The following is a 24,803-nucleotide window of genomic DNA, read 5'->3' on the forward strand; positions in this document are numbered from 1 at the left end:
GGGGAAGCGGCACCGACTTCACTTGATCGGGAGGTCCATAAAGTCTACATTGGCCTGGAGGGTGTTGAATAATAAGGTGATTCGGTGGTAGCCAATGGACTCGGCCCGGGTCCTTCTGTGATGCTGAAAGTTTGTCCCCGAAAGGATCCGACGTGATGGATGTGGTCTGGAGTACGCGGTACAACACAGGCATCCAGCTCATCGACGAGCAGCACAAGGAACTCTTCTCCACCGTGAACGAGCTTCGGACGTCGGTCCAGGCGGGAGCCGACCGGCAGGTGATCGAGCACCTCCTGGACTCCCTCCTGAGAGCCTCGGCCCGGCATTTCGCCTCGGAGGAGAGGTTCATGGGCGAGCATGGCTATCCGGACCTGGCCCAGCATGTGGCGGAGCATGCCGCCATGCTGACCAGCCTGAAGGAACTCCAGGCCAAGTTCCTTGAGAGCCACCACAGCATGGCCATGATGGTGCCCACCTTCATGGAAGGCTGGTTCAAGCATCACATCAGCGACGGGGACTTCGGGTTCGTGACCTTCCTGAAGGCCCGGGGCCTGGTCTGACCCGGGGTAGCCACCTGCTCCCCGTCGACCACGGTCGGGTAACGGGCCTGTATCGATCAGGTTACTTCTGCCGCCCGAAAAAGGAGCTTGAGAGGCACCCCGCCTTTGGGAATGCTTGTGTATTCCCAGGAACCGGTCGCAATTGCGGGGATCCTCCCGCCCGGTCGATACGCCATCCCCCCATGGCTTAGGAGCATCCATGAACCGACGCTGGACAACCCTCTTCCTGACAGGCCTCGCCTGCGCCACGGTGGCGCAGGCCCAGACCTCCTCCACTGCCGGCGCGGTGAGGGGCGTCATCAAGAGCAAGGCGGGCCAGGCCCAGGCCGGGGCCTCCGTGGTGCTCCGCAACCTGGACACGGGCCTCACCCGCACCGCCGTGACGAATGCCGCCGGCGAGTACCAGATCGGCCTGCTGCCGGTCGGCGCCTACGAGCTCACCATCACCGCCCAGGGCATGCGGGCCGTCAAGGATGCCAACATCCACGTGGTCCTCGGCCAGAGCAGCGTGGCCAACTTCAACCTGGACAAGGCGGAAGCGGCCGCCACGGTGGAGATCGTCTCGTCCTCCCAGACCCTCGACACCACCCAGGTGAACACCATCACCTCCGTGGACGAGAAGCTGGTGGAATCCATCCCCCTCAACGGCCGCGACTTCACCAACCTGGTGAACCTGACGCCCGGAACGACCTACGACCCCGACAACAACCGCGTGGCCGTTGAAGGCGCCCGCGGCATCCAGAACAACCTCACGATCGACGGCGCCTCCTACCAGTCGAACTTCTTCGGCGAGCAGCGCGGGTCCACGCGCATCCCCTTCGCCTTCGGCGCGGACACCATCAAGGAACTGCAGATCATCACCAACGCCTTCGACGCCCAGTACGGCAACGCCGCGGGCGCGGTGATCAACGCCGTCACCAAGACCGGCACCAACGAATTCTCCGGCACGGCGCTCTACCAGGTCCGCCCGCAGTCCCTGGTCGCCAAGATCCGGCCCGTGCCCTACGATCCCCGCGGCACCGTCAACACCGACAAGGCCGAGACGAAGAACTTCACCCAGACCCAGTTCAACGTGAACGTGGGCGGGCCCATCATCAAGGACAAGCTGTTCTTCTTCGTGGGCGTGGAGACCTACAAGTACAAGGAGGACTTCACCCCCGACTTCGCCATCTCCAGCAGCGGGGGCAACAGCCTGGCCAACTTCAACACCTTCCTGGGGACCTTCGGGAACCTGGTGATGGGCAACGACGGGCGCACCCTCGCCCAGGAAGGCGGCCGCACCTACACCAACGACCGCACGAACACCGTGTACTTCGGCCGCCTGGACTGGACCATCAACGAGAACCACCGGGCCACCCTGCGGGTGAACGCCCAGGACTGGAAGTCCGAGAACGGCACCACCTCCTTCACCAGCTCCTTCGCCCCCACCACCGGGCAGACCCAGCAGGGCCTCGAGAAGAACAGCGGCATCTCCTGGGTGGTGGAGCTGAACAGCCTCCTCGGCCCCAACCTGGTGAACGAGGCCCGCATCCAGCGCGCCATCGAGCGCCGCCCCCGCTACGCCAACAGCACCGCGTCTCCTGAGTTCCAGGTGAACGGCGGCTTCACGGCCGGCCAGAACAACTTCCTGCCCAACGGCCTCGACGAGTACACCTGGCAGGTCATCGACAACCTCACCTGGAACCAGGGCGACTGGACCGTCAAGGGCGGCGTCGACCTCCAGTGGTTCGACTTCAAGAACACCTTCTTCCGCTATCAGAACGGCTCCATCCAGTTCGGCAACTACAGCGTGGCGAACCGCTGGGCCACCGGGACCGTGGCCACCGCGGACAGCCTCACCTACGTGGGCGCCTTCAGCAACTACGGCGGCGCGATCTCCTACTCCTCCAAGCTGCTCGCGGGCTACGTGCAGGGCCAGTACCAGGGCCTCCTGGACCGGCGCCTCATGCTGAGCCTTGGCCTCCGGACCACCCGCGAGGTGCAGCCCGACAATCCGCGGCCGAACCCCCAGTTCGCGGGTCTCGACCAGGCCAACAGCAGCACCTCGACCGATCCGCGTTTCGGGTTCACCTATGACCTGACCGGGCAGGGCAAGACCCTCCTGCGCGGCGGCTACGGCTGGTTCTCCAGCCCCAACCCCAGCCTCACCGTGTCCAACACGATGAACAGCAACGGGAACACCACCTCGACCTACTTCATCAACAACGGCGCCACGACCAACACCCTCTTCAATTCCGGCCTGCTGTCCTACGCGAACCTCGTGTCCGGAACCACGCTGAACCGGCTGGATCCCGCGCTCCTCTCCACCCTGGCCTCCACGGCCGGGAAGCAGGGCCAGGTCTGGGACCCCCGCAACAAGATGACCGTGGCGAAGCGGACCTCCCTCGGGCTCGAGCACACCTACGACAGCGGCTACACGGTGGGCGTGCAGGGGGTGTATGCCAAGTTCGAGAACCTCCAGTACTTCGTGAACATCAACCTGAACCAGGTGGGTGCCCCGGCCGGGTCCTACTACAACGACGGCTACGCCCTGCCGGACGTCAACCGGTTCAGCACCACCGGTCGGCCCAACAAGGCCATGGTCGCCGGCCGGCTCATGGACTTCACCGGGTTCGGCAACGTGTTCCTGAGCAAGAACGACGGCGACGGCTCCTACCAGGCCCTGATCCTCACCTTGTCCAAGCGGTCCGATGCCGGGTGGGGCTTCACCTCCAACCTGACCTGGTCCAAAACCCGGGACAACAACTCCAACGAGCGGACCACCGCCAGCAGCACCGCCGACTCCAACGTGAACAACCCGGCGGATCCCCTGGCGACCACCTCCTGGAGCGACAACGACCGCCGCTGGCGGGTGGTCTTCGCGGGCTACTTCCCCATCTACTGGGGCATCCAGGGCTCCGTGAACTACAGCTACACCACCGGACGGCCCTACAGCGCCATCGCCACCGCCGACGTCAACGGGGACGGCGGCCGCAACGACTACCTGCCCGGAACGGAGCGCAACGGCTTCCGCCAGCCCTCCATGCGGACCCTCGACCTGCGCCTGACCCGGGACTTCAAGCTCACCCGCCGGTTCGACGTCGAGACCTTCATCGATGTCTTCAACCTCCCCAACTGGGCCAACCAGCGCACCACCATCACCGGTGGCCAGCCCACCACGGATTTCGGCTACATCAACCTCCCGGACCGCAACACCCGCGAGGTCCAGCTGGGCGTCCGCGCCCGGTTCTAGCGCCACCCCGTTCCAGGAAGCAGGCCCCGCATCGCGGGGCCTGTTTCTTTATCGGATTGCCGCTGGGACCCGGCCATGCCCCCGGGGCAGGCCGGGCGGGGCCTGGATCGCGCTCCGGACCCGAAACGGGCGCGGGAGGCGCCGCCGGGCCCAGCCATGGGAAAGGCCCCGCCGGAGCGGGGCCTTCAGGTGGCGTGCCGATGGGCCCGGGTTCAGATCCTGAAGCGGGCGACGATGGCGTTGAGCTGCTCGGCGAGGTGGCTGAGCTCGTCCACGGTGCGGGTGGACTCCTTGATGGTGGCGGCCATCTCTTCCATGGCGGCGGCGTTCTGCTCGGCGATGCCCGTCAGGTTGCCCATGGCGTCCACCACCCGCTGGCTGTCCTGGCTCTGGGCCTGGCTCTGCTCGCCGATGGTCTTCATCCGCTCCGCGGAGGCCGTGATGGCCGCCTGGATGCTCTGCAGGGCCTCGCCGGCGGTGTTCACCATCTTGGTGCCGTCGCCGATGGCGCGATCGGAGGTCTGGATGAGGGCCGTGATCTCCTTCGCCGCGGTGGCGCTGCGTTCTGCCAGCTTGCGCACCTCCTCGGCCACCACCGCGAAGCCCTTGCCATGCTCGCCGGCCTTGGCGGCCTCGATGGCGGCGTTCAGGGAGAGCAGGTTCGTCTGGTTGGCGATCTCGGTGATCACCGTGAGGATGTTGCCGATCTGCTTCGAGTTCTGGTTGATGGCCTGCATGCCGGAGACGGCGCCACCCACGGCGGTGCCGCCCTTGGCGGCGGCCTGCTGGGCCTGGTCGAAGACCTTGAGGGCGTCGGTCACATTGGAGAACACCACATTGGACGCACCGGCGATGGTCTGGACACTGCCGGTCGTGGTGTTGACGCTGCCCTTCTGGGTCTCCGCGGCCTGGGCGATGCTCTGGGCGGTGCTGTGCATCTCGGACATGCCCGCCGACATCTGCAGGGACCCCGAGGCGATGTTTGTGGAGATGGCCATCACCTGCTGCACGATCCCGTGGATGTTCTCCACGAACCGGTTGAAGTGGCCGGCCAGCTGGGCGATCTCGTCAGTCCCGTGCACATCGAGGCGCGCCGTCAGGTCGCCCTCGCCCTCGGAGATGTCCCGCATGCGCTTCTGGATGTTCTCGAGGGGTTTCACGATGGCATTGCCCAGCAGCCAGGCGGCGACGAAGCCCAGGGCGACCATGAACACCCCGAGGAGGGCCATGCCCGCCAGCGCGGCGATCTGGTCCTGGCGCAGCTTGTCGTGGTTCACCAGGAGCACCAGGTAGGACTTCACGGGAGCCCCGTCGATCTTCACGAGGGAACCCACCACCAGGTAGCCCTTGGCGTCCAGGAAGAGGTTCTCCTTGCTCATGTCCTTGCCGGCGGCCGCGGCCATGAAGGCATCGGCGATGGCACTGGCATCCGCCTCGGCCTTGGCCTTGGACTTCGCCATGATCTTCGTGGCCTTGGTCGCGGGATCGGAGGTCACCACCAGCGCCTGGGTGATGTCGGCATCGTTCTTCAGGGCCTCCAGACCGCGCTCGACCAGGCCCGTGTCCTCGAACTGGACGCCGGACTGGACGTTGTCCGCCACCAGGGAGGCCAGGCTGCTGGCCTTCAGCCTCAGGCCCGAGTTGAGGGCCGAGTCCAGGCGCCAGACGGAGAAGATCGTGGCCGAACCGCCCAGCACCACCGCCAGGGCGAGGATGGAGTAGAGCAGCTTCTTTCGGATGTTGAGGTTGTTCCAGAATGCCATGGCCGCCCCTGAGGAAAACGTGATGCCCATGGCATCGGAAGGGGAGGTGGCGAGGTTGAATTTCAGCCTGGATCGGATTCTTACCGGAGGGTCACCACGGTGGCGCCGGCTCCTCCCTGGTTCTGGGGAGCATCCTCCACCCGGGAGATGCCCGGATGGCCCCGCAGGGCCTCGCGGACCGCCGCCTTCAGCCGGCCGGTGCCGTGGCCGTGGACGATGCGGATGACGCGGCGGCCGGCTGCCAGGGCCTCCTCGACAAAGCGGTAGATCTCGCTGTCCACATCGTCGCTGGCCCGTCCGATGAGGTTGATCTCCGATTCGATGTCCAGCGCCTCGGCCCGCACCCGGACCTTTCCGGAGGCCCGGGGGGCGGCCTCCCGGGCGCCGATGGCCTCGAGCTCCCCCACCCGGCATTCCAGGCGCCGGCCCTGGAGGGTCTCCAGGGTGACCCGGTCCCCCTTGAGGGCCAGGACCTTCCCCTCCACACCCAGGCCCCGGTGCCGGGCATGGCCCCCCTCCCGGACCTGGGGGACCTCCTCCGCGCCCGGCCGGGGGCGCCTGGGGCCCAGTTCGGCCTCCGCGATGCGGGTCAGCTGCTTCACCCGCTCGTGGGCCTCGGTGCCCAGGCGGTCGGCGTTCGCCTGGGCCTTCTGCCGGTCCTTCAGCTCCCTGACCAGGCGCTTGCCCTCGTGGTCCAGGAAGTCCAGCACCCGCGCCACCTTCTCCCGGGATTCCCGCTGGAAGGCTTCGCGTTCGGTCCAGAGCTTCTCCTCCCGCTGCCGGAGGATCTCCCGGTCCTTCTCGATGGCCGCCTCCCGCTGGCGGAGGACCTCCGCCTCCTCCTGGATCCGCACCCGCTCCGCCTCGAGTTGCCGCAGGAAGTCCCGCCAGTCCTGCTCCCGCCGGCCCAGCACCTTCTCGGCGTGCTCGAGCAGCGGCGCGGGGAGGCCCAGCTTGGCGGCGATCGTCAGGGCCCGGCTCTGGCCCGGCTGGCCCACCAGCAGGCGGTAGGTGGGGGCGAGGCGATCCTCGTCGAACTGCACGGAGGCGTTCTGGAACCGGACGTGGCGGAGGGCCCACTGGCTGATCTCGCCGAGGTGGGTGGAGCAGAGGATCCAGCACCGGCGCCGGGAGAGCGTCTGCAGGAGGGCGATGCCGAGGGCGGCGCCCTCCTTGGGATCCGTGCCCGTACCCAGTTCGTCCAGCAGCACCAGCCCGCCATCATGGACGTTTTTCAGGATGTCCTTCAGGTGCAGGATATGGCTGCTGAAGGTCGAGAGGCTTCCGGTGATGGTCTGGTGATCGCCGATGTCCGCGTGGAGGCTGGGCAGGGCGGGGAAGCTGGACCCCTCCCGGGCGGGTACGGCGCAGCCGCAGGCCGCCAGGGCCGTGAGCAGGCCGACGGTCTTCAGCACGACGGTCTTGCCGCCGGTGTTGGAGCCGGAGATGACGAGCCCGGGCTTCTCCGCCTCCAGCACCAGGTTCAGCGGCACCACGGGGTGGGGCAGGGGCTCCAGGCCCAGGACCTCGCGCACGGCGGGCAGCAGCAGGGGATGCCGGGCCTCCAGCAGGCACAGGCGGCCCCGCTTGGGATCGGCTTCGAGATCCGGGAGGCGGCCGTCGCAGAGGGCGGCCCAGCGCAGGAGGGCCAGGGCCTGGTCCGCTTGGGCCTGGAGGTCGCGCCAGCGGGTGAAATCCTCCCGGCGGGCCCGGAGCTCGGCCAGCAGATCCCGGAGGAAGGCCTGCACGGCCTGGGTGTAGTCCCGGTCCGCTTCCACGAAGGCATTGTTGAGGGGCACGGCATCCATGGGCTCGATGAAGACCGTCGCGCCGCTGCCGCTGCGGTCCAGCACCAGGCCCGGCACCAGGCTCCGGCGCTCCTGGCGCACGGGCAGGCAGAGGCGGCCATTGCGCTCCACCACCAGGGGGTCCGAGAAGGCCTCCGGGCCTCCCCGGAGCAGCTTCTGGAGCTTGTTCTGCACGGCCTGCAGGGCGGCCTGGCGCTGCCGGTGGAGCTCGGCCAGGCCCGGAATCCGCAGGGGATCCAGCTGGCCGTCCGCGGTGAAGGCCTTCGCGAGACGGTCCGCCACCGGCGAAGGGTCCGGCAGCAGCGCGGCCGTCACCTGGAGCCGGTCGATGCCCAGGTGGACGCCGGCCGGCGCGGGGCGGGCCTCCGGCCAGGCCAGGCCGGAGAGGCTCCTCAGCAGCACGGCCAGGGCCCGCAGGCCATCCCGCAGCTGCCGCCAGTGGTCCGGCTGCAGCCATCCCGCGGGATCCAGGAGCTCCTCCAGGGCCTCGTCCAGGGCCTGGACCGGCAGGAGATCCGGGGACTGGGCCCATAGGTCCTGCAGCTCGAGCTGGTGCAGGCGCCGGAGTCCGGCCCGGCCGTCCCAGGGATGCATGCTCCCCAGGGCGGTGCGGGCCTCGGCCGTGCGCGCGCCCGCCTGGATGAGACGCACCGCTTCGGGGAATTCGAGAGCCTGGAGTTCGGGGGTCATGGAAGGGTGGAGTCCTCGGGCTTCGATCGTCAGCCTCCAGTAAAACAAAAGGCCCGCTCGCGCGGGCCTTTTCACGCGGCGCGCGAGCGCTGCGGGATCAACCGAGCATGCGGCGCTCCTGCGCGAGGCGCTTCAGCGTCTTCTTGCGGGCGGCGAGCATCTTCCGCTTGCGCTTGGCGCTGGGCTTCTCGTAGTGCTGGCGCTTCTTCAGCTCGCTGAGGATGCCGGACTTCTCGCACTTCCGCTTGAAGCGGCGAAGGGCGAACTCGAACGTTTCGTCTTCTTTGACCTTGACCAAAGGCATAGGGATGCACCTCCTTCCGCAGGGGATTCGCCACCGCCACCGGAGACCGGGACGGGACCAGGGAACGAGTCTACACCGGAAACCCTCGCAGAGCGAGGCTGAATCGGCGGCCTGGGCATTGGACCGGGTCGCGGCCTGCCGTTACCCTGGTTCTCCCCGCCTCTGGATCCCCCATGCCCCGCCCCCTCCTGCTGATCGTGGACGGCGAGTCCCTCCGGACTCCGGGGCTGGTCTCCGCCATGGAGGGGGACGGCTGGACGGTGCAGTGGGTGCGGGCTTCGGAGGCCCCCGCCTTCGAATCCGCGGGGCTGGTTCCCGACCTGCTGCTGCTGGACTCGGCCACGCCCGAGGAGGCCGGCTACGACTTCGCGCGCCGCCTCCGGGTGCGCAAACCGGACCTGCCGGTGCTGGTGCTCACGGAAGGCTCCACCTCCGGCGGCGTGAACCGCAAGGGGGTGGGAGTCCAGGGTTTCCTGGAGCGCACCCAGCCCGAGCTGGAGCTGGCCGCGGCGCTCCGGCGATTCCGTCCCGGCACCTCCCACCTCAGCAGCGAGGACATCTTCGGGGACCTGCTCGCCGACCTCGATGGCGCGCCGGCCCCCCCTCGCGATCCCTTCGCCCTCTACGAAGCCCTGCCCTCCCCGCCGGCCCCCCACGGTGCGGCCCCACCGCCGCCGCCGGCCCCCCAGACGCCCCTCAGCACCGAGGACATCTTCGGCGACGTGCTGCAGGAGGTGGAGGCCCTCTCCCGGGCCACCCCGGAGCGTGGGCGGCTGCCCCAGGCGCCCGTCCGCCTCGTGGCCCCCGTGCCCATGTCCACCGCCCCGGTGTCGGAAACGGCCGCGCCCGAGGCGCTGGGCCCTTCGGACTTCACGCTCAGCGGCATCTCCGGGGTGAACGATCCCTTCTCCTGGGAAGCCTCCCGCGAGGGCGGAGGCGCGCCCGCCGGGACGCCTCCGCCGGGGCTCCCCCCGTCCGGCGTCGCCGGGCACCCGGAGGTGCTGGAGGAATACGGGAACTACTACCTCCTCGAGAAGATCGCCGTGGGCGGCATGGCGGAGCTCTTCAAGGCCCAGCAGCGGGGCGTGCAGGGCTTCCAGAAGATCGTGGCCATCAAGCGCATCCTGCCGCACTTCAGCGACAACGAGGATTTCGTCACGATGTTCATCGACGAGGCCAAGCTGGCGGCCCAGCTGACCCATCCGAACATCGTGCAGATCTTCGACCTGGGCAAGGCGGGCAGCTCCTACTACATCGCCATGGAGTACGTGAACGGCCGGGACCTCCGGACGCTGCTGAAGAAGGTGCGGGAGTACCGGCTGCCCTTCCCGGAGCAGGTGGCGGCCTTCGTCACCATGAAGGTGGCCTCCGCCCTGGACTACGCCCACCGCAAGCGGGGCTTCGACGACCGGGAGCTGAAGCTGGTCCACCGGGACATCAGCCCCCAGAACATCCTCCTCTCCACGGACGGGGCGGTGAAGCTCGTGGACTTCGGCATCGCCAAGGCCGCCAGCAAGGCCAGCCACACGGTGGCGGGCGCCCTGAAGGGCAAGCTGCTCTACATGAGCCCCGAGCAGGCCACCGGCCAGCCCCTGGACAACCGGTCGGACCTGTATTCCCTGGGGCTCGTGCTCTTCGAGCTGCTCACCGGGGAGCGCTGCTTCCAGGCGGATTCCGAGCTCGGCGTGCTGGAGAAGGTGCGCCTGGGCCGGATCGCGGACCTGCACACCCTGAACCCGGGGGTGTCCCGGGACATGGTGGCCATCGTCAGCCGGGCCCTGCAGAAGGGCGTGGACCACCGCTATCCCTCGGCCCGCTTCATGGAGCGCGACCTGCGGGACTTCCTCCAGCGCCAGGGTGCCCCCATCACCGAGCACGACGTGGCGGAGTACATGGAGGCCCTGCTGGTGGGTCCGAAGGAACGCCTGGAGGAACTGCTGGCGGCCCGCTTCCCCCAGGTGGCCAGCCTCAGCAGCGGCTCCTATCGGGTGCCCGCAGGGCGATCCGGGGAGACCACGACCACCGCCCGGACGCGTGCCGACACGGCGCCGGGCCTCGAAGCCGCCCCCGAGGGGCCGGTCGCCCCGCCGCAGCCGCGCCCGCGCTGGCTGCTCCCGGTGATCCTCGTTCTCACCGTCCTGCTGGTGACGCTCCTCTGGATCGCCGCCCGGAGCTGATCCCCAGCACAAACGATTCAGGATAGACTCGGCTTTCGCGTCCCCCCGTCCCCATTCCCGCAATCCGGAGTTCCCCATGGATCTGAGCCAGGACCAGCACGCCTTCTACGAGACCACCCGCGAGCGCTGCCGCCAGGAAGTGGAGCAGATCAACAACACCATCGCCTCCGAGGTGCAGCGGGTGAAGGACCTCCTCACCAGCCTGAGCAACCGGAAGACCGCCGTCCTCCAGATGTACGGGGCCGCCTGCGAGGTGCTGGGCGTGGAGAACGACCTGGCCGAAGAGTCCGGGATCGATATCGAGTTCTAAGCGACCGCCGGGTGGCGTAAGACGCTCCGGGGGAGCGTCTGGAGCCGGGACCCGGCGAGGAGCTTATGCCACACGACCGCCGGGGCGAAGCCTAGACGGGTGGCGAGGGGCGCTGCCGCGCAGCGCTCCGAGCTGGGCCCCCGTCAGGTTGAGCATCGCGCCCAGGTCGGCCCCTGCCCTGAACGGATCGAGGGGCGCTGCCGCGCAGCGCTCCGAGCCGGGCCCCCGTCAGGTTGAGCATCGCGCCCAGGTCGGCCCCTGCCCTGAACGGATCGAGGGGCGCTGCCGCGCAGCGCTCCCGGCCGGGCCCCGCCTAGCGCTTGAGGTTGAGCATCGGCGCCGCGCACTTCCGGCAGTTGGAGAGGTGCGGCGGGTTCTTCTCCCCACAGTGGCTGCAGACCTGGATACGGGCCTGCTTCCGGCGCCACAGGCGCAGGTAGAGGACACCCAGGAGGATCACCAGCAGGAGCCCCTTCTGCCAGCCCTGCAGCACGATGCCTGTGGGGCTCCAGGGCTTCTCGGGCTTGGCGGGCTGCTCCTGCAGGCTGACGGCGGGCTGTCGGACGCTCATGGCTCGGAACCTTCTTCGGGGGATTCGGGCACGATCTCCATGGCGCCTTCCCCGAAGAGCCCGTCCTCGGGCAGCGGCGGCTCCAGGGCGGCCAGGGCCTCGACCTCCAGGCGACCTTCCCCGAAGTCGCCGAGCTGGGGCAGGTCGTGGAGGCTCTTGAGGCCGAAGTGCAGGAGGAAGGCCTGGGTGGTGGCGTACATCATGGGCCGGCCCACCACCGGCTTGCGGCCGGCGGGCGTGATGAGCTGGCGCTCCATGAGGCTCTTCACCTGGTTGGCGCTGCTGGTGACGCCGCGGATGGCGTTCAGCTCCGTGATGGTGACGGGCTGGCGGTAGGCGATGATGGCCAGGGTCTCGATCTGGGCCGGCGTGAGCTTCCCGCTGCGGGTGACGGTCACCAGCTTGGCGACCATGTCCTTGTAGACGGGGCTGGTGGCCATGCGCCAGCCGCCGCCGACCTCCAGCAGCCGCAGGCCGCTGGCGCCCTGCAGGCGCTCCTGGAGCTTCTCGATGCCCTGCTGGAGCGCCCCGTCGCCAAGGCCCGTCAGCTCCCGCAGGCGGGCCAGGTCCAGCACCTCGCCCGCCGCCGTGAAGAGCGCCTCCAGGGCGCCCGGCAGGTCGCCGCCCTCGTCCCAGAGGGGATCCTGGTGGAAGATCTCCGTGTCGTTCACCGGTACGCCCCCAGCCGCTGACCCACCTTCACCTCGCCCCCGGTGCGGACGGGAGCCCAGTCCTCCGCCCTCGGTCCCCCCACCAGCAGTACCACCGTAGACCCGAACTCGAAGGTGCCCAGGTCCTCGCCCGGCGTGCAGGGCAGCATCGCCACGGGGAAGCCGCCGTCCTTCGGCAGGGGCTTCCCGCCGAGCCAGCGGGGATCGATGACCACGCCACCCACATGCGTGGCGCCCACCAGCACAGCCGCCACCTCCAGGCCCTCGTCGGCGCCGGTGCCCAGGGCGGTCCAGGTGGCGCGGCGGTTGCGCTCGTAGAGGCGGGCCACGGCGCCGGTGCTGGCGTCGTTCACGGGCCACAGCTCGCCCTCCACGCGGGAGACCGCGGTGACGCGGCCCTCCAGGGGGACGTGGATGCGGTGGTAGTCCTTGGGCGCCAGGTAGAGGGTGAGGTAGTGGCCGCCCTCGAAGCGCCGGGCGCCGGGATCGTGCTTCAGCAGCTCCGTGATGCGGTAGGGAAGCCCCTTGGCCTGGATCGCGGTGTCCCGTTCGATCCGTCCGCAGGCGATGATCCGGGCATCCACGGGGCTGTTCACGAAGCCCGGAACGGGGGCCTCCTGGGGCCGGAGGCCGGGCTTCAGACGTCGGGTGAAGAGGGCCTGCAGGCTGGGATACCGCTCGAGGGGGTACTCCGCCTCGGCCATGTCCAGGTGGTAGGCCCGGGCGAAGCGGCCCAGCAGGGGCGCCCGCCAGGCGCGGGGCAGGTCGCGCTCGGCCGCCCATCCCACCACGGCCGAGCCCAGCCGCTTGGGATAGAAACCGAGCAGGCGCAGGGTCAGGGGTCCCGGTGTGCGCAGCAGCACGTAGGCCGCCCAGAGGAGGGCAAGGGCCAGCGCGGCGCGCGCAGGGGTGGGCCAGTCGAAGGGCATCCCGCCAGGATAACCCGGCTTCCGCTTCCGCCGGAGCGCCGTCCGGGCCACCATGCCTCCATGGGCACGCCCTCGCTCCCGGTCCTCTCCGCCGCCTGGGCAGGGTACGGCCTGCTCCATTCCCTGCTGGCCAGCCACCCCGTGAAGCGCTGGGTCGCGGCCCGCTGGCCCCGCCTCATGCCGGCCTACCGGCTGCTCTACAACCTGGTGGCCCTGGTCGCCCTGGTCCCCTTCGTCCTGTGGCTGCGGGGGGACCCGGGTCCCTTCCTCTGGCGCTGGACCGGGCCCTGGCGCTGGGTGGCCGATGGCCTGGGCCTGGCAGCCCTGGCTGGGCTCCTGCTGCCGGGGAGCCCCTACGACACGGCCCTCTTCCTGGGGTGGCGCTCCTGGCGCGAGCGCCGGATGGATGCCGGGGACGGCGAGCCCTTCTGTATCGGGTTCCTCCACCGCTTTGTGCGCCACCCCTGGTACGCCCTGTCGCTGGTGCTGCTGTGGACTCGCGACATGACGGCCCTCCGCCTGGTCTCGGTCCTGTGGATCACGGCCTATTTTGTCGTCGGGTCCCGGCTGGAGGAGCGGAAGCTCCTGGCCCTCCACGGCGAGCGCTACCACCGCTACCGGGCCCGGGTGGCGGGTCTGGTGCCCCTCCCCTGGAAGACCCTGAGCCGGGCCGAGGCCCGGGACCTGGAGGCCTGATGCGCTGGACCCGCCGGACGCCCCGCGAGGCCCGCCGCATGCCCTGGAAGAACGGCGGCGGGACCACCCTGGAACTGGCCGTGGAGCCGGCGGGCGCCACGCTGGAGACGGGCTTCGCCTGGCGCCTCAGCAGCGCCGAGGTGGCCGTCTCCGGGCCCTTCTCGGCGTTCCCGGGAATCGAACGGACCCTCCTCCTGATCGCCGGCGACGGCTTCCGCCTGGACTTCGGCGGGCACGGCACCGTGACCCTGGACCGATCCCTCGAGCCGGTCCGCTTCTCCGGCGACTGGCCCGCCGGGGCCATCCTGCTCGGCGGGCCCTGCGTGGACTTCAATCTCATGGCCGATCCCGCCCGCTGCCGGACCCGGCTGGAGGTCCAGCGGCTGGAGAACTCCCGGCGCCTCTCCTTGGATGCGGCCACCGTCCTGGTGTTCGCGGCCCGGGGCGTCGTCTCGGTGCCCGCCCTGGACCTGCACCTGGGCCAGGGTCACCTCCTCCGGGTTGACGGGGGGGCAGGGGACCTGGCCCTCGTGCCGGGCTACGGAGGTGGGACCGCGGTGATCGTGGTCAGGATCGACTAGCGTCCCACCACCAGGATCCGGAAGCTGTCCGGCACCATGGCCGGCCGCTGCCGGGGCGCACCGGGCGCCGGCACGGGCGCCGGCTGGAACTCGGCCGTGGGCAGGTAGAGGCGGTGGGTGGCCTCGTCCAGGGCCATGGTGCGGGCGCCCCGCTGGGTGGGGGCCTGCTCCAGCACGGTGTAGGCGTCCGGGGAATCCTGGCGCACCACGGTGAGGGTGCCTTCGCCGTTGGAACTGTAGGCCGTTCCGGTCCCGGGGTCGAAGGCCGCCGCGTCGGCACCGGCCCCGATGGCGGGGGTGGCCACCACCTTGCCGCTGTCGGCGTCCATGACGGCCATCAGGCGGTTGCGGCCCACGATGAAGAGGCGGCGGTGGCGCCGGTCCATGGCCATGCCCGAGGGCTCCTCCACCGGCGCGAGGGGCCAGGTATGGAGCACCTTCAGCGTCTGGGCGTCGAGGACGGCGACCTCGGAGGCGTCCTCCAGGTTCACGAAGATCCGCCCCTTGCCGTCCGCGACGGCGAACTCGGGCTTGTGGCCCAGGGGGATGCTGCCCACCACCGTCCCCTTCTCCGCGTCGTAGGCCGTGATGTCCTTCCCCTGGCCGTTGAAGGAGAAGACGCGGCGGGTGAAGGGATCGTAGAGGATGGCGTCCGGTCCGGCCCCCGTGGCTTTCATGCGGCCCAGCACCTCCAAGGTGGAGGGGCGGAAGATGGTCACGGACTGGCTGCGGCCGTTGCTGGTGAAGCCGCGGTCCAGGTCCGGAGCAAGGGCCACGCCATGGACGCCCTCGGTGCCGGGGATCGTGCCGACCACCTTGCCGTCCAGATCCAGGACCATCACCCGGTCGAAGCGCGGCACGTAGAGGCGGTGGCGGGCGCTGTCCAGGGTGACGTAGTCCCAGCCGCCGGGCCCGCCCACGGGCAGGGTCTTGAGGACGTGCAGGCCCTGGGCCGGGGCTGGCGCCGTGGCAAGGAGGAGAAGGGAGGCGAGGCTTGCGAGGGGCATCCGCATGGGGTTCTCCTACAGTGAGATTGAGACTATCACCTGGCGAGGTATCCAGGGGCTGTCCGTGGTAGCGTGGTCCACCACATCCCCCCAAGGAGGCGCGCATGAGGAAGGGCATCCTTTCTTCGTTGCTGGCGTTCGGCCTGGCGCTGCAGGGCCAGTCGCCCGTCAAGATCGGCATCATCAACTGCCTCACGGGCACCCAGGCGCCCATCGGCGAGTACATGAGCAACGGCTACAAGCTGGCCCTGGAGGACCTCAAAAAGCAGGGGATCCCGGTGCAGCTGGTCATCGAGGACGACACGGGCAAGCCCCAGGTGTCCATGTCCGCCATGGAGAAGCTTGTGACCCGCGACCAGGTGGCGGCGGTGGTGGGCCCCTACAGCAGCGCCTGCGCCAGCGCCGCGTCCAAGCTGGCGGAGAAGTACCGGGTGCCGCTCCTGGTGCCGGTGGCCTCCAAGGAGGAGATCACCCGGCAGAACCTGAAGTACGTCTACCGCCTCAGCGCCACCACGGAGGACTACGCCTCCATCCTCATCTCCATGGCCCAGAAGCTGGGCAAGCCCAGGACCATGGCCATCCTGAACGAGAACACCGACTTCGGCACCTCGGGTGCCAAGTCCGCCAAGGCCTACGCGGGCCAGGTGGGCATCCAGGTGGTGGCGGAGGAGGCCTACGCCGCCGGCTCCCCCGACTACCGCTCCACCTTGGCCAAGATCAAGGCCAAGAACCCCGACCTGGTCTTCATGGTGTCCTACGTGGCGGACGGCATCCTGCTCATGCGTCAGGCCCGGGAGGTGGGCCTCGCGCCCCAGGCCTTCCTGGGCGCGGGCGCAGGTTTCGCCTCTTCGGAATTCGCCCGGGAGAAGGCGATCTCCAATGACGTGTTCTCCAGCACCCAGTGGACCCCCGATGTGAACTGGCCCGGCGCCAAGGACTTCGCCAAGCGGTACAAGGCGGCCTTCGGCAAGGACGAGGTGCCCTACCACGCGGCCAACGCCTACGCCTCGCTGATGGTCATGGCCGAGGCCGCGGCCAAGGTCGGCGGCGACCGCGAGAAGCTGCGGGCGGCCCTGGACGGCGGGAAGTGGAACGGCATCATGGGCGAGGTCCAGTTCGTCGACTACAGCGGCTACACCAACCAGAACCACCACCAGATGCTGGTGGAGCAGATCCAGGACGGGAAGCACGAGACGGTCTGGCCGCCCCAGTACGCCATCAAGAAGCCGCACTACCCCTTCAAGTGGAAGTGAGGATCTGCTGATTCCCCGGCGAAGCGCCCCGCACGGGGCGCTTCGCGTCACCGGCGGGTCCATGGCATCGTGGAGGCCATGCAGATATGGTCGACGCTCACGGTCATGGCCGCGGCCTTCGCCGCGGGCACCATCAACGCCATCGCCGGTGGCGGCACGCTGATCTCCTTCCCGTCCCTCATGGGCATCGGCCTCACGGGCCAGCAGGCCAACGTGACGAGCACCCTGGCCCTCTGGCCCGGCTCCATCGGCGGATTCCTGGGCCACCGCAAGGACCTGGAGGGTACCCGGGCCTTCGCCCTGCGCCTCGTGCCGCCCTCGCTGCTCGGGGGGCTCACGGGCGCCTGGCTCATGCTGGTCACGCCCCAGTCCGTCTTCGACAAGCTGATCCCCTGGCTCATCCTGGCGGCCACGGTGCTCCTGGCGGCCAACGATCCCGTGGGCCGCTTCCTCAAGAGGGTCGGCGGCCACGAGCGCACCACGGGCTGGTGGATCGGCGCCATCGCCTTCCAGTTCGTCGTGGGCGTCTACGGCGGCTACTTCGGCGCGGGCATCGGCATCCTGATGCTGGCGGCCCTGAGCCTGCTGGGGCTCACGGACATCCACCAGATGAACGGCCTCAAGAACTTCCTGGCCCTCTCCATCAACGGCATCGCCATCTTCGCCTTCGTGGGCATGGAGTTCCTCCGCCACCCCGGCAACGTCGTGTGGCACCTCGTCCTGCTCATGGCCCTCTCGGCCATGGGCGGGGGATTCTTCGGCGCCCACATGGCCCACCGGGTCGGCCGGAAGACCGTCCGGATCGCGGTGGTGAGCATCGGATTCGCCCTGGCGGCCTGGTACTTCTACAAGCACTACGCCGCCTGAGCACCGGCTCGGCCTTCGCCCTTGGCCGGAACCCAGGCCCATGCTAGCCTTTCTGTTCCCCGCGCCCGCGCGGAGCCCCGGAGAGTTGTCCGAGTGGCCGAAGGAGCACGATTGGAAATCGTGTAACGGTCAAAAGCCGTTCGAGGGTTCGAATCCCTCACTCTCCGCCACATTGAAGCCGCCGCAGGGCGGCTTCTTTCATGCGCGCGGCGAGCGGGGGATTCGAAGTCACAGAAAGGCCGGCAGGTAGGCGCAGGCCCGGACAGCCTTTGATGGGCTGTCCGGGCCGTGAAGCGCCGTGCCAGCCTTTCGTGCGGCCGGAAGGGACGCCCGAAGGGTGGCCCTGGAGGGAATCCCTCACGCTCCGCCCCATGGAAGCGCGGCGAGGGGGGAATCGAAGTCACGGAAAGGCCGGCAGGGCGGATCTCACCTGCTGATCCGCAGGCGGCGCCCTATCCTGGGGCATGCCCAAGAACCCGTCGGATCCGACAATCCCGGCCCAACCGGAATCGCGGGGCCTCACCTGTGCCTGGAGCTGTGGCGGATACTGCCCGGCCTGCCAAGCCCAGGGGATGCGCGCCCTCCAGGCGGATCTCCCAGGCCGGGCCGAAGCGGACCCGTCACGGACGCGTCAGGCGTGAGGGATGATCCGTGCCGCGGCGGGGTAACCTCCCTTGTGCCACCCCTGCTCCAGCAGCTCCCGCTGGATGGTCTCGGCAATCTGGTGGGCGGCCTCGGAGCCCCGGGCGTCGCCAGCGAGGTGCCGGTCCTGCTCGACCCGCCGGGCAATGGTGAGGCAGGTCTGCACGGTGGTCTTCTCGATCACCCTGGTCGGCGGCTGGGTCCTGACGTTCCCGGGCGGCATGGCTCCTCCGGTGGTTATCAAGGGGCCTGCCGGTCTGGCAGGCGTCTCTGACGGTTGGATGCCTCGAACGCTGGAATGGTTCACGCCGGGGGTTCCGCTACACTCTCGGTTGCTTCAGGAGGCGCCCATGTCCCGTACCGGCCTGATCCTTTCCCTGATGGTGCTGGCTTTGCCCTTGGGGGCCGTGCCGAAGCCCAGGGCGAAGGCGCCCGTGAAGGTGACGACGCCCAGCGGCCTGAAGTACCAGGACCTGGTGGTGGGAACCGGGCCCATGCCGATGCGCGGCCAGGCCTGTGTGGTGCACTACACAGGCTGGCTCGAGGCGCGGGGAGACCGGAAGGGCAGGAAGTTCGACAGCTCCCTGGATCGCGGGGAGCCCCTCACCATCCCGATCGGCATCGGCCGGGTCATCAAGGGGTGGGACGAGGGTGTGGCCTCCATGCGGGTGGGGGGCAAGCGCATGCTCTACATCCCTGCGGACCTGGGCTATGGGGCCCGCGGGGCGGGGGAGGACATTCCGCCCCACGCCCGCCTGATCTTCGAAGTGGAGCTGCTCGGGGTGAAGTAGGCCGCCCCCAGCCCCGGCCCCCCTGGATCCTCCACCTTGCCGTGGATGGCGCAGCCCTGTCCCTGAGGGCGAGTTAAATCAATTTGGGCACAACGGCTAGGATCGTATTAAAAAATATTAGATAAAATTGGGAAATTGCGATGGATGGATGTATCTTTCTCGTCTGAATCCCCTGGCCGTGCCAAGCGGAGGCATCCATGTCCACCCCACAAGGTCGAGTCCCCCATCCCCGGCCGCATCCCGGGACCGCCCCTGGGCGGCTCGGCAGGCAGGAAAGCGGATGGATCAGGCTCGGGCTCATCGGGTCCCTGATGCTCCTCCTCAGCGCCTGTGCGGCTCCTGGCATGAAGCTGAACGTGAAGCCGGGGCGGCATGACACCACCATGCAGATGGACGGCCTCAACATCACGCTGCGGTCCCTGGGCACCGAGGTCCTGAAACCCCAGCAGCCCCGCGACCTCGACCCGACGGACGCCGAGCTCCTGCTGAACGACAAGATCCCTGCCTACCGCATCGGCCCCCAGGATGTCCTGCTCGTGACGGTCTGGGATCACCCTGAGATCACCCTCCCCCTGGGCCAGTTCCGGCAGGATGCGGCTTCCGGGATCATCGTGGACGAGAACGGGCAGATCTACTTCCCGCACGTGGGGACCTTCAAGGTGGCGGGGATGACCACCTCGCAGGTGCGTGATGCCCTCACCTCCCGTCTCACCAGGGTGCTCCAGAACCCCCAGATCGACGTGAAGGTCCTCGCCTACCGCTCCCAGAAGGTCTATGTGGGCGGGGAGGTGAAGAACCCCGCCGTCTACAACGTCACCGATGTCCCCTTCACGCTGGCCGAGGCCATCAATCGGGCCGGCGGCTTCCTGCCCACGGCGGATGACAGCCGGCTGCTCCTCACCCGCGGGAATCATGTCTGGCGCTTGAACTTCCAGGCGCTGCTCGCCTCCGGGAACCGCGTCGGCCAGATCCTCCTGAAGGATGGCGACTCGCTCCAGGTGCCCAACAGCCTGGAACACCCCGTCTACATGATGGGTGAGCTGGTCCGGCCCGGCAGCCTCCCCCTGATCCATGGCAACCTCTCCCTGGCCCAGGCCATCTCCGAGACGGGAGGGATCGCGGGCACGAGCGCCGACGCGCGTTCCATCTACGTGATCCGGCAGGCCGGCGCGGCCAATGCCGTGAACGTCTACCACCTGGATTCCCGCAATCCGACCGCCATGGTCCTGGCGGACCGGTTCCCCCTCCATCCAAGGGACATCGTCTACGTGGATGCCGGGACCCTCGTCCGCTTCAGCCGGGTCATGGGCCTGCTGGTACCCACGGTCACGGCCGTCACCTCGACGGCCATCGCGGTGGGGGAGACGGACTATTTCATCAACCGGGTGAAGTGATCCTCCCATCCGGTGCCGGGCGCCCTCCTGCCGCCTCTCCCGAACCTCTTCAGGCCAACCCCTTGATATCGACGCCCACCATCCGCTCCGTTCTCGTCCTCTGTGAGGCGAACCATTGCCGCGCCCCCATCGCCGAAGGACTCCTGCGCGCGGCCCTTGGGCCGTCCGTCCGGGTCGCCTCGGCCGGGTTGAACGCCCTCGTGGACATGCCTCCGGATCCTGAAGGTGTGCGGATCATGCGGGAAGAGGGGCATGACATCTCCGGGCACCGGGGTCGCCAGTTCACGCCGGATCTTGCCCGCGAGGTGGACCTCATCCTGGTGATGGATTCCCGGCAGAAGGAGTGGTGCACGCAGCTGGCTCCGAGCGCCCGGGGGCGGATCTTCCTCCTGGGACATTGGCTGTCCACTCCGCCACAGGACATCGCGGATCCGTTCTGCCAGGGCCCGGACGTTTTCCGTCAGATCTACAAGGACATTCAACGATCGGTGTCGGCCTGGGTGCCGCATCTCCTTTCCGAGCAAAGGCTGGCATGACTTCATCGCTCCCTCCCTCCCTGCGACCCGTCCAGCTGAGCGGTACCGGAACCTTCTCGAGGCCGAAGGGGGGCTTCGATGAACTCCGCGAGATCGACCTCCGCGAATGGCTGATGGGCCTGTGGAGTGGCCGCTACCTTCTGCTGATCAGTCTGCTGGTCTTTACCGGGCTGGGCGTGTTCTACATCTGGTGGAGCACTCCGATCTACCAGGCCGAAGCCCTGCTCCAGATCGTTCCGCCGAAGTCGACGCGGGATTCCGATGCCGCCTACACCCGCATGGAGAACCTGTTCTCCGCCCCATCCGATGCCTCCACCGAGATCGAGATCCTCGGCAGCAACCTGGTGCTCGGCCGGACCGTGGAGGCCCTGGGCCTTGATCTCGTGGCGAAGCCGGTGCTGTTCCCGGTCATCGGGGATGCGCTGGAACGGGGGAAGGCGGATGCACCCCGGATCCAGGTGGACACGTTCGTGGTCCCGGAGGCCATGCGGGGACTGGCCTTCCAGATCGTCGCCCTGCCTGGCGGGGCCTTTGCCTGGAAGAGCCCCGAAGAGGTCCCTGCCCTGGGCGGCAAGCCCGGGGCCACCTTCCCGAAGGACAGCGTGCTTGCCTCGGGCCGGCCCGGTGAACTCCTGGCGGCCACTTTCGGCGGCGAGACGCTGAAGCTGGAGGTCAGCCAGTTGTCGGCCAAGCCCGGCCAGGTGTTCAAGCTCGTCCGCCGCCCCCTCCTGGACGCCATCACGGATGTCCGGAACGACCTGGAGGCCGCCGAGAAGGGGGCCACCCAGCCCGGGAAGTCCACGAACCTCCTGGCCCTCACCTTCCGTTACCCGAACCCGATCGTGGCCGAGCAGATCCTCAACGACATCATGAACCAGTACATCCGCCAGAACATGGAGCGGAAGAGCGGGGAGATCGCCCGCACCCTGGACCTGCTCCAGAAGCAGATCCCGGAGGTGCATGCCCGGCTCGCCCTGGCAGAGAACCAGCTGAACCGGTTCCGCGCCCAGACGGGCTCGGTGGACATCCCGAGGGAGGCCGACCTCGCCCTCCAGCAGAGCACCAGCCTCGCAGCCCAGATCTCGGCCCTGAGGCAGAAGAAGCAGGATCTGCTCCGGATCTACCAGGAGAACTCGGATGTCGTGTCGACCCTGAACGCCCAGATCGCCAAGCTGGAAAGCGAGTCGGCCGGCGTGAACCAGAAGGTCCGGTCCCTGCCGCTCAACCAGCAGGAGCTGGTGCGCCTCTCCCGGGACGTCCAGGTGAACACCGACCTCTACACCGCCCTCCTGAACAACATCCAGCAGCTCCAGATCACCCGGGTCGCCGAGACGAACAATACCCGCGTGGTCGACGCGGCCCTGGCCGGGCTGAAGCCCATCAAGCCCAAGAAGGAGATGCTGCTGGCTGTCTTCATCATCCTGGGGCTCTTCGTGGGTGTCGGCCTCGCCATGCTGCGCCGGGCGCTCCAGCAGGGGGTGGAGGATCACCGGATCATCGAAACCAAGCTGGGGCTGCCGGTCTTCGTGACGATCCCCCACAGCAAGGCCCAGGAGGAACACTACCGGGCCATCCGGGAAAGCCGTTCCGGCAGGCACCTCCTCGCCCTCCACAACCCGGATGACCTCGCCATCGAGAGCCTCCGGAGCCTGCGGACCATGCTCAACTTCACCATGGGCGACACACCCAACCGGGCCATCATGATCACGGGGCCCTCCCCGAAGGTCGGGAAGTCCTTCCTCAGCGGCAACTTCGCGGTGGTCCTTGCCCAGACCGGCGCCCAGGTGCTCGTCGTGGATGCCGACATGCGCAAGGGTAACCTTCACAAGTATTTCGGTCTTGGGAACCGGCTGGGTGGCCTCTCCGAAGTCATCGCGGGCCTGTCCACCTGGAAGTCCGTGATCCACAAGACCGAGGTTCCGGGCCTTCACATGATGAGCACGGGCGAGATTCCCAGGAACCCCACGGAGCTGCTCATGTCCCCGGGGTTCGCGAACTTCGTTTCAGACGTGACCAAGGAGTACGACTTCGTGGTCATCGATGCCCCCCCGATCCTGCCCGTGACCGATGCCACCATCATCGGGTCCAAGGTCGGGACCGTCCTCCTGGTGGCCAAGTCCAGGAAGCACACCCTGGATGAACTCCGGGCCTGCCAGAGCCGCATCCAGTCCGCCGGCATCCCGCTCAAGGGTTGCGTGTTCAATGACATGCTCCCGACCGGATTGGGATACTACGACCGGCACTACCTCTACGCCTACCACTACAAGTACGGCCGCGCCGACAACACCTGAAGGGCTTCGGAACCACAGCCTGGCGGGTCTCCCCGGGGGATCCGCCCGGCGGTTCCGGATCAGACGCTGCTTCGGGTCGAACCGCGGTGCCTCAGGAAGTGGAAGACCGTCAGGTCGAGGGTGGGCTGGATGACCGCCAGCCAGATGCCGCCATAGACGAAGGACAGGACGATCTTGATCCAGTTGGGGTAGGCCGGGATGCTGCTCTGGAACAGCCAGACGGGGAGGATCGAGAGGGAGATGCAGGAGAGGAAGGTGATGTAGAACGTGGTCCGGAAGGTGCGCTTGCTGACGCCCAGGAGCCTCTCGCACTCGGCGAGGTCCTGGTTCCGGCTCACCCGGAAATAGGCCTGGTAGCCCGCCAGGATCGTATGCCCCGGCATCCCTGAGGCCTGGCCCAGCAGGTTGTCGATGCCCGCCAGCTCGAGGGGGTTCGAGAACTGGATGGCGGTCCCCTCCGGATCGCTCCTGACCACGGTGCCCTCAGCCAGGATGCGCTTGACCCCCTCGGGACCTGTGACGGGAATGGCCAACCGGAACTTCCGGCCCACGGGGAGAGGGGAGGCCGACTTCAGCAGGACGCCCCCCATTCCGAGGTTGATGGCCATGGCATAGGCCACCATCCGCCCCATGGAAACCACCTTCACCTTCTGGCTGAAGGGGATGCGCTCGAAGGTGCGCTTGTCGGAAGGTTCAGTCATGGTACGTCCCCACGGGTTGATGATAAGTCGCCGGTGGACATTTGCAAGGAATGGGATAAAATAGGTTCGATCAAGGCCTACCCCCTTCGCACCGAACTCCTGTACTGTCGAACAAGGGGCTCCCATGCATGCTGGGAGTATTCAAGTCCGCCTTCTGGGCATCCTGGTCATCGGGGTGGTCACTTCCCTGATCGCCTGCAGCGGAGGTGCCGCCGCCCCCACCTCCGCCCCGGCACAGTCGGTGTCGGGGGGCATCGCCGTGGCCGTGAACCCCAGTTCCAGCCGCATCGGCCCGGGCGACACCCTCTCCCTCACGGCCACGGTCACGGGCACCACCGACACCTCGGTGACCTGGAGCGTGGACGGGTTCCAGGATGGGAATGCCACCGTGGGCACCCTCACGGGAAGCGGCAGCACCGTCACCTACACCGCCCCGGCCGCGGCCGGCACGCACAGCGTCACGGCCACGAGCAACGCGGATTCCACGAAGAAGGCCTCGGCCGCCATCACGATCCAGGCCGGGGTCCTGGTCACCGTGACCCCCGGGAGCGCCACCCTCAACAGCGCGGCCACTCTGACGCTGACGGCGGCGGTCACGGGTACCACCAACACGGCGGTCACCTGGACGGTGGATGGCGTGCCGAACGGCAGCACCACCGTGGGTGCCCTCGCAGTGACCGGGAATTCGGCCGTCTACACCGCGCCCCTGGCCTCGGGCGCCCATACCGTCACCGCGACCAGCGTGGCGGACCCGACCCAATCCGGCTCCTCCACCCTCACCGTCCAGGCCGCCACCACGAGCGTCACCGGAGTGATCGTGGCGCCGAACGGAGTGTTGGGGAATCCGGGGACGCTGGCGGCGCCGACGACGCTGGAGGGCGCGCGGACGATCATCCAGAACGCGAGCCGGACGAGCCCCGGGGTGCTGCGTGTGCTCCTGCGGGGAGGCATCTACCCGCGTAGCAGTTCCTTCACCCTCGGATCGGCGGATTCCGGATCGGCGGCGAACCCCGTCGAGTGGGACGCCTA

Annotated in this window: 22 protein-coding genes and 1 tRNA gene; 14 read left to right on the forward strand and 9 right to left on the reverse strand. The window is 68.5% G+C overall.

The window, feature by feature from the left end:
* Nucleotides 1–155 precede the first annotated feature (155 nt).
* Both QSJ33_RS13865 and QSJ33_RS13870 read left to right on the forward strand, forming a co-directional pair.
* Nucleotides 156–560 (forward strand): bacteriohemerythrin, encoded by a 405-nt coding sequence (locus QSJ33_RS13865; RefSeq protein WP_285727239.1) that lies wholly within the window; start codon nucleotides 156–158, stop codon nucleotides 558–560.
* A gap of 199 nt (nucleotides 561–759) precedes the next feature.
* Nucleotides 760–3,792, forward strand: coding sequence for a TonB-dependent receptor (locus QSJ33_RS13870; protein WP_285727197.1), 3,033 nt, complete (start codon nucleotides 760–762; stop codon nucleotides 3,790–3,792).
* 212 nt (nucleotides 3,793–4,004) lie between these two features.
* Here the strand turns inward: QSJ33_RS13870 and QSJ33_RS13875 are convergent, their stop codons facing one another.
* The 3 genes from QSJ33_RS13875 to rpsU all read right to left on the reverse strand — a co-directional run bounded on the left by QSJ33_RS13875 (nucleotide 4,005) and on the right by rpsU (nucleotide 8,357).
* On the reverse strand, nucleotides 4,005–5,555 hold the full coding sequence (locus QSJ33_RS13875) for a methyl-accepting chemotaxis protein (RefSeq protein WP_285727199.1): 1,551 nt from the start codon (nucleotides 5,553–5,555) through the stop codon (nucleotides 4,005–4,007).
* A gap of 80 nt (nucleotides 5,556–5,635) precedes the next feature.
* Nucleotides 5,636–8,053, reverse strand: a complete 2,418-nt coding sequence (locus QSJ33_RS13880) for an endonuclease MutS2 (RefSeq protein WP_285727201.1) — start codon at nucleotides 8,051–8,053, stop codon at nucleotides 5,636–5,638.
* A 97-nt stretch (nucleotides 8,054–8,150) separates the two neighbouring features.
* Nucleotides 8,151–8,357 carry a 30S ribosomal protein S21 gene (rpsU, locus tag QSJ33_RS13885; RefSeq protein WP_285727203.1) on the reverse strand — a complete coding sequence of 69 codons (207 nt, stop codon included), beginning with the start codon at nucleotides 8,355–8,357 and terminating at the stop codon, nucleotides 8,151–8,153.
* A gap of 173 nt (nucleotides 8,358–8,530) precedes the next feature.
* Between rpsU and QSJ33_RS13890 the strand changes: the two genes are divergently transcribed.
* Both QSJ33_RS13890 and QSJ33_RS13895 read left to right on the forward strand, forming a co-directional pair.
* Nucleotides 8,531–10,534 (forward strand): protein kinase domain-containing protein, encoded by a 2,004-nt coding sequence (locus tag QSJ33_RS13890; protein WP_285727206.1) that lies wholly within the window; start codon nucleotides 8,531–8,533, stop codon nucleotides 10,532–10,534.
* Between the two features lie 76 nt (nucleotides 10,535–10,610).
* Nucleotides 10,611–10,844 carry a hypothetical protein gene (locus QSJ33_RS13895; RefSeq protein ID WP_285727208.1) on the forward strand — a complete coding sequence of 78 codons (234 nt, stop codon included), beginning with the start codon at nucleotides 10,611–10,613 and terminating at the stop codon, nucleotides 10,842–10,844.
* Nucleotides 10,845–11,157: 313 nt separating this feature from the next.
* Here QSJ33_RS13895 and QSJ33_RS13900 read toward each other — a convergent pair whose 3' ends face one another.
* Genes QSJ33_RS13900 through asd form a run of 3 tightly spaced genes read right to left on the reverse strand, consistent with a single transcriptional unit; the run spans nucleotide 11,158 to nucleotide 13,066 of the window.
* Entirely contained in the window at nucleotides 11,158–11,415 is a 258-nt protein-coding gene (locus tag QSJ33_RS13900; protein WP_285727210.1) for a hypothetical protein, read from the reverse strand.
* Entirely contained in the window at nucleotides 11,412–12,086 is a 675-nt protein-coding gene (scpB, locus tag QSJ33_RS13905; protein WP_285727212.1) for an SMC-Scp complex subunit ScpB, read from the reverse strand. The genes QSJ33_RS13900 and scpB overlap by 4 nt, the downstream gene beginning before the upstream one ends.
* Complete coding sequence (gene asd / locus QSJ33_RS13910; RefSeq protein ID WP_285727214.1) at nucleotides 12,083–13,066, reverse strand: archaetidylserine decarboxylase; 984 nt, start codon at nucleotides 13,064–13,066, stop codon at nucleotides 12,083–12,085. Before asd ends, scpB begins: the two co-directional genes overlap by 4 nt.
* 9 nt (nucleotides 13,067–13,075) lie before the next feature.
* Between asd and QSJ33_RS13915 the strand changes: the two genes are divergently transcribed.
* A complete protein-coding gene (locus tag QSJ33_RS13915; RefSeq protein WP_285727216.1) occupies nucleotides 13,076–13,711 on the forward strand; it encodes a methyltransferase family protein in 636 nt (211 codons plus the stop codon).
* A complete protein-coding gene (locus QSJ33_RS13920; RefSeq protein ID WP_285727218.1) occupies nucleotides 13,711–14,292 on the forward strand; it encodes a HutD/Ves family protein in 582 nt (193 codons plus the stop codon). Before QSJ33_RS13915 ends, QSJ33_RS13920 begins: the two co-directional genes overlap by 1 nt.
* Here the strand turns inward: QSJ33_RS13920 and QSJ33_RS13925 are convergent.
* Nucleotides 14,289–15,305: a YncE family protein gene (locus QSJ33_RS13925; protein WP_285727220.1), complete on the reverse strand. Its 1,017-nt coding sequence runs from the start codon at nucleotides 15,303–15,305 to the stop codon at nucleotides 14,289–14,291. The two genes, QSJ33_RS13920 and QSJ33_RS13925, sit on opposite strands and share 4 nt — an antisense overlap.
* Nucleotides 15,306–15,403: 98 nt before the next feature.
* Here QSJ33_RS13925 and QSJ33_RS13930 point away from each other — a divergent pair, with 98 nt between their 5' ends.
* The 3 genes from QSJ33_RS13930 (at nucleotide 15,404) to QSJ33_RS13940 (ending at nucleotide 17,589) form a co-directional block, all read left to right on the forward strand.
* Nucleotides 15,404–16,552: an ABC transporter substrate-binding protein gene (locus QSJ33_RS13930; RefSeq protein WP_285727222.1), complete on the forward strand. Its 1,149-nt coding sequence runs from the start codon at nucleotides 15,404–15,406 to the stop codon at nucleotides 16,550–16,552.
* Nucleotides 16,553–16,630: 78 nt separating this feature from the next.
* On the forward strand, nucleotides 16,631–17,419 hold the full coding sequence (locus tag QSJ33_RS13935; protein ID WP_285727223.1) for a sulfite exporter TauE/SafE family protein: 789 nt from the start codon (nucleotides 16,631–16,633) through the stop codon (nucleotides 17,417–17,419).
* Between the two features lie 79 nt (nucleotides 17,420–17,498).
* A tRNA-Ser gene (locus QSJ33_RS13940) sits at nucleotides 17,499–17,589 on the forward strand.
* A gap of 461 nt (nucleotides 17,590–18,050) precedes the next feature.
* On the opposite strand, the gene QSJ33_RS13945 is transcribed toward QSJ33_RS13940, so the two are convergent.
* A complete protein-coding gene (locus QSJ33_RS13945) occupies nucleotides 18,051–18,284 on the reverse strand; it encodes a hypothetical protein (RefSeq protein WP_285727225.1) in 234 nt (77 codons plus the stop codon).
* 157 nt (nucleotides 18,285–18,441) lie between these two features.
* Here QSJ33_RS13945 and QSJ33_RS13950 point away from each other — a divergent pair, with 157 nt between their 5' ends.
* From QSJ33_RS13950 to QSJ33_RS13965, 4 genes are all read left to right on the forward strand, one after another.
* The gene (locus QSJ33_RS13950) at nucleotides 18,442–18,852 is read left to right on the forward strand and encodes an FKBP-type peptidyl-prolyl cis-trans isomerase (RefSeq protein ID WP_420801406.1); all 411 of its coding nucleotides are present in this window, start codon (nucleotides 18,442–18,444) and stop codon (nucleotides 18,850–18,852) included.
* Nucleotides 18,853–19,163: 311 nt separating this feature from the next.
* Nucleotides 19,164–20,246: a polysaccharide biosynthesis/export family protein gene (locus QSJ33_RS13955; RefSeq protein WP_285727229.1), complete on the forward strand. Its 1,083-nt coding sequence runs from the start codon at nucleotides 19,164–19,166 to the stop codon at nucleotides 20,244–20,246.
* A gap of 62 nt (nucleotides 20,247–20,308) precedes the next feature.
* The gene (locus QSJ33_RS13960) at nucleotides 20,309–20,782 is read left to right on the forward strand and encodes a low molecular weight protein-tyrosine-phosphatase (RefSeq protein WP_285727231.1); all 474 of its coding nucleotides are present in this window, start codon (nucleotides 20,309–20,311) and stop codon (nucleotides 20,780–20,782) included.
* On the forward strand, nucleotides 20,779–23,073 hold the full coding sequence (locus tag QSJ33_RS13965) for a polysaccharide biosynthesis tyrosine autokinase (protein ID WP_285727233.1): 2,295 nt from the start codon (nucleotides 20,779–20,781) through the stop codon (nucleotides 23,071–23,073). Before QSJ33_RS13960 ends, QSJ33_RS13965 begins: the two co-directional genes overlap by 4 nt.
* Nucleotides 23,074–23,132: 59 nt before the next feature.
* On the opposite strand, the gene QSJ33_RS13970 is transcribed toward QSJ33_RS13965, so the two are convergent.
* Nucleotides 23,133–23,774 (reverse strand): PilZ domain-containing protein, encoded by a 642-nt coding sequence (locus QSJ33_RS13970; protein WP_285727235.1) that lies wholly within the window; start codon nucleotides 23,772–23,774, stop codon nucleotides 23,133–23,135.
* A gap of 124 nt (nucleotides 23,775–23,898) precedes the next feature.
* On the opposite strand from QSJ33_RS13970, the gene QSJ33_RS13975 reads away from it, so the two are divergent.
* Nucleotides 23,899–24,803, forward strand: a 905-nt coding sequence (locus tag QSJ33_RS13975; RefSeq protein WP_285727237.1) for an immunoglobulin domain-containing protein, incomplete at its 3' end; no start/stop codon positions are given.

The sequence above is a fragment of the Geothrix rubra genome, from assembly GCF_030268065.1.
GTDB classification, from domain to species: domain Bacteria; phylum Acidobacteriota; class Holophagae; order Holophagales; family Holophagaceae; genus Geothrix; species Geothrix rubra.

Excerpts from the sequence above, each read along its gene's own strand:
- QSJ33_RS13865 (WP_285727239.1), top strand. The coding sequence starts at position 156 with ATGGATGTGGTCTGGAGTACGCGGTACAACACAGGCATCCAGCTCATC.
- QSJ33_RS13870 (WP_285727197.1), top strand. The coding sequence starts at position 760 with ATGAACCGACGCTGGACAACCCTCTTCCTGACAGGCCTCGCCTGCGCC.
- QSJ33_RS13875 (WP_285727199.1), bottom strand. The coding sequence starts at position 5,555 with ATGGCATTCTGGAACAACCTCAACATCCGAAAGAAGCTGCTCTACTCC.
- QSJ33_RS13880 (WP_285727201.1), bottom strand. The coding sequence starts at position 8,053 with ATGACCCCCGAACTCCAGGCTCTCGAATTCCCCGAAGCGGTGCGTCTC.
- rpsU (WP_285727203.1), bottom strand. The coding sequence starts at position 8,357 with ATGCCTTTGGTCAAGGTCAAAGAAGACGAAACGTTCGAGTTCGCCCTT.
- QSJ33_RS13890 (WP_285727206.1), top strand. The coding sequence starts at position 8,531 with ATGCCCCGCCCCCTCCTGCTGATCGTGGACGGCGAGTCCCTCCGGACT.
- QSJ33_RS13895 (WP_285727208.1), top strand. The coding sequence starts at position 10,611 with ATGGATCTGAGCCAGGACCAGCACGCCTTCTACGAGACCACCCGCGAG.
- QSJ33_RS13900 (WP_285727210.1), bottom strand. The coding sequence starts at position 11,415 with ATGAGCGTCCGACAGCCCGCCGTCAGCCTGCAGGAGCAGCCCGCCAAG.
- QSJ33_RS13915 (WP_285727216.1), top strand. The coding sequence starts at position 13,076 with ATGGGCACGCCCTCGCTCCCGGTCCTCTCCGCCGCCTGGGCAGGGTAC.
- QSJ33_RS13920 (WP_285727218.1), top strand. The coding sequence starts at position 13,711 with ATGCGCTGGACCCGCCGGACGCCCCGCGAGGCCCGCCGCATGCCCTGG.
- QSJ33_RS13925 (WP_285727220.1), bottom strand. The coding sequence starts at position 15,305 with ATGCGGATGCCCCTCGCAAGCCTCGCCTCCCTTCTCCTCCTTGCCACG.
- QSJ33_RS13930 (WP_285727222.1), top strand. The coding sequence starts at position 15,404 with ATGAGGAAGGGCATCCTTTCTTCGTTGCTGGCGTTCGGCCTGGCGCTG.
- QSJ33_RS13935 (WP_285727223.1), top strand. The coding sequence starts at position 16,631 with ATGCAGATATGGTCGACGCTCACGGTCATGGCCGCGGCCTTCGCCGCG.
- QSJ33_RS13945 (WP_285727225.1), bottom strand. The coding sequence starts at position 18,284 with ATGCCGCCCGGGAACGTCAGGACCCAGCCGCCGACCAGGGTGATCGAG.
- QSJ33_RS13950 (WP_420801406.1), top strand. The coding sequence starts at position 18,442 with ATGGTGCTGGCTTTGCCCTTGGGGGCCGTGCCGAAGCCCAGGGCGAAG.
- QSJ33_RS13955 (WP_285727229.1), top strand. The coding sequence starts at position 19,164 with ATGCTCCTCCTCAGCGCCTGTGCGGCTCCTGGCATGAAGCTGAACGTG.
- QSJ33_RS13965 (WP_285727233.1), top strand. The coding sequence starts at position 20,779 with ATGACTTCATCGCTCCCTCCCTCCCTGCGACCCGTCCAGCTGAGCGGT.
- QSJ33_RS13970 (WP_285727235.1), bottom strand. The coding sequence starts at position 23,774 with ATGACTGAACCTTCCGACAAGCGCACCTTCGAGCGCATCCCCTTCAGC.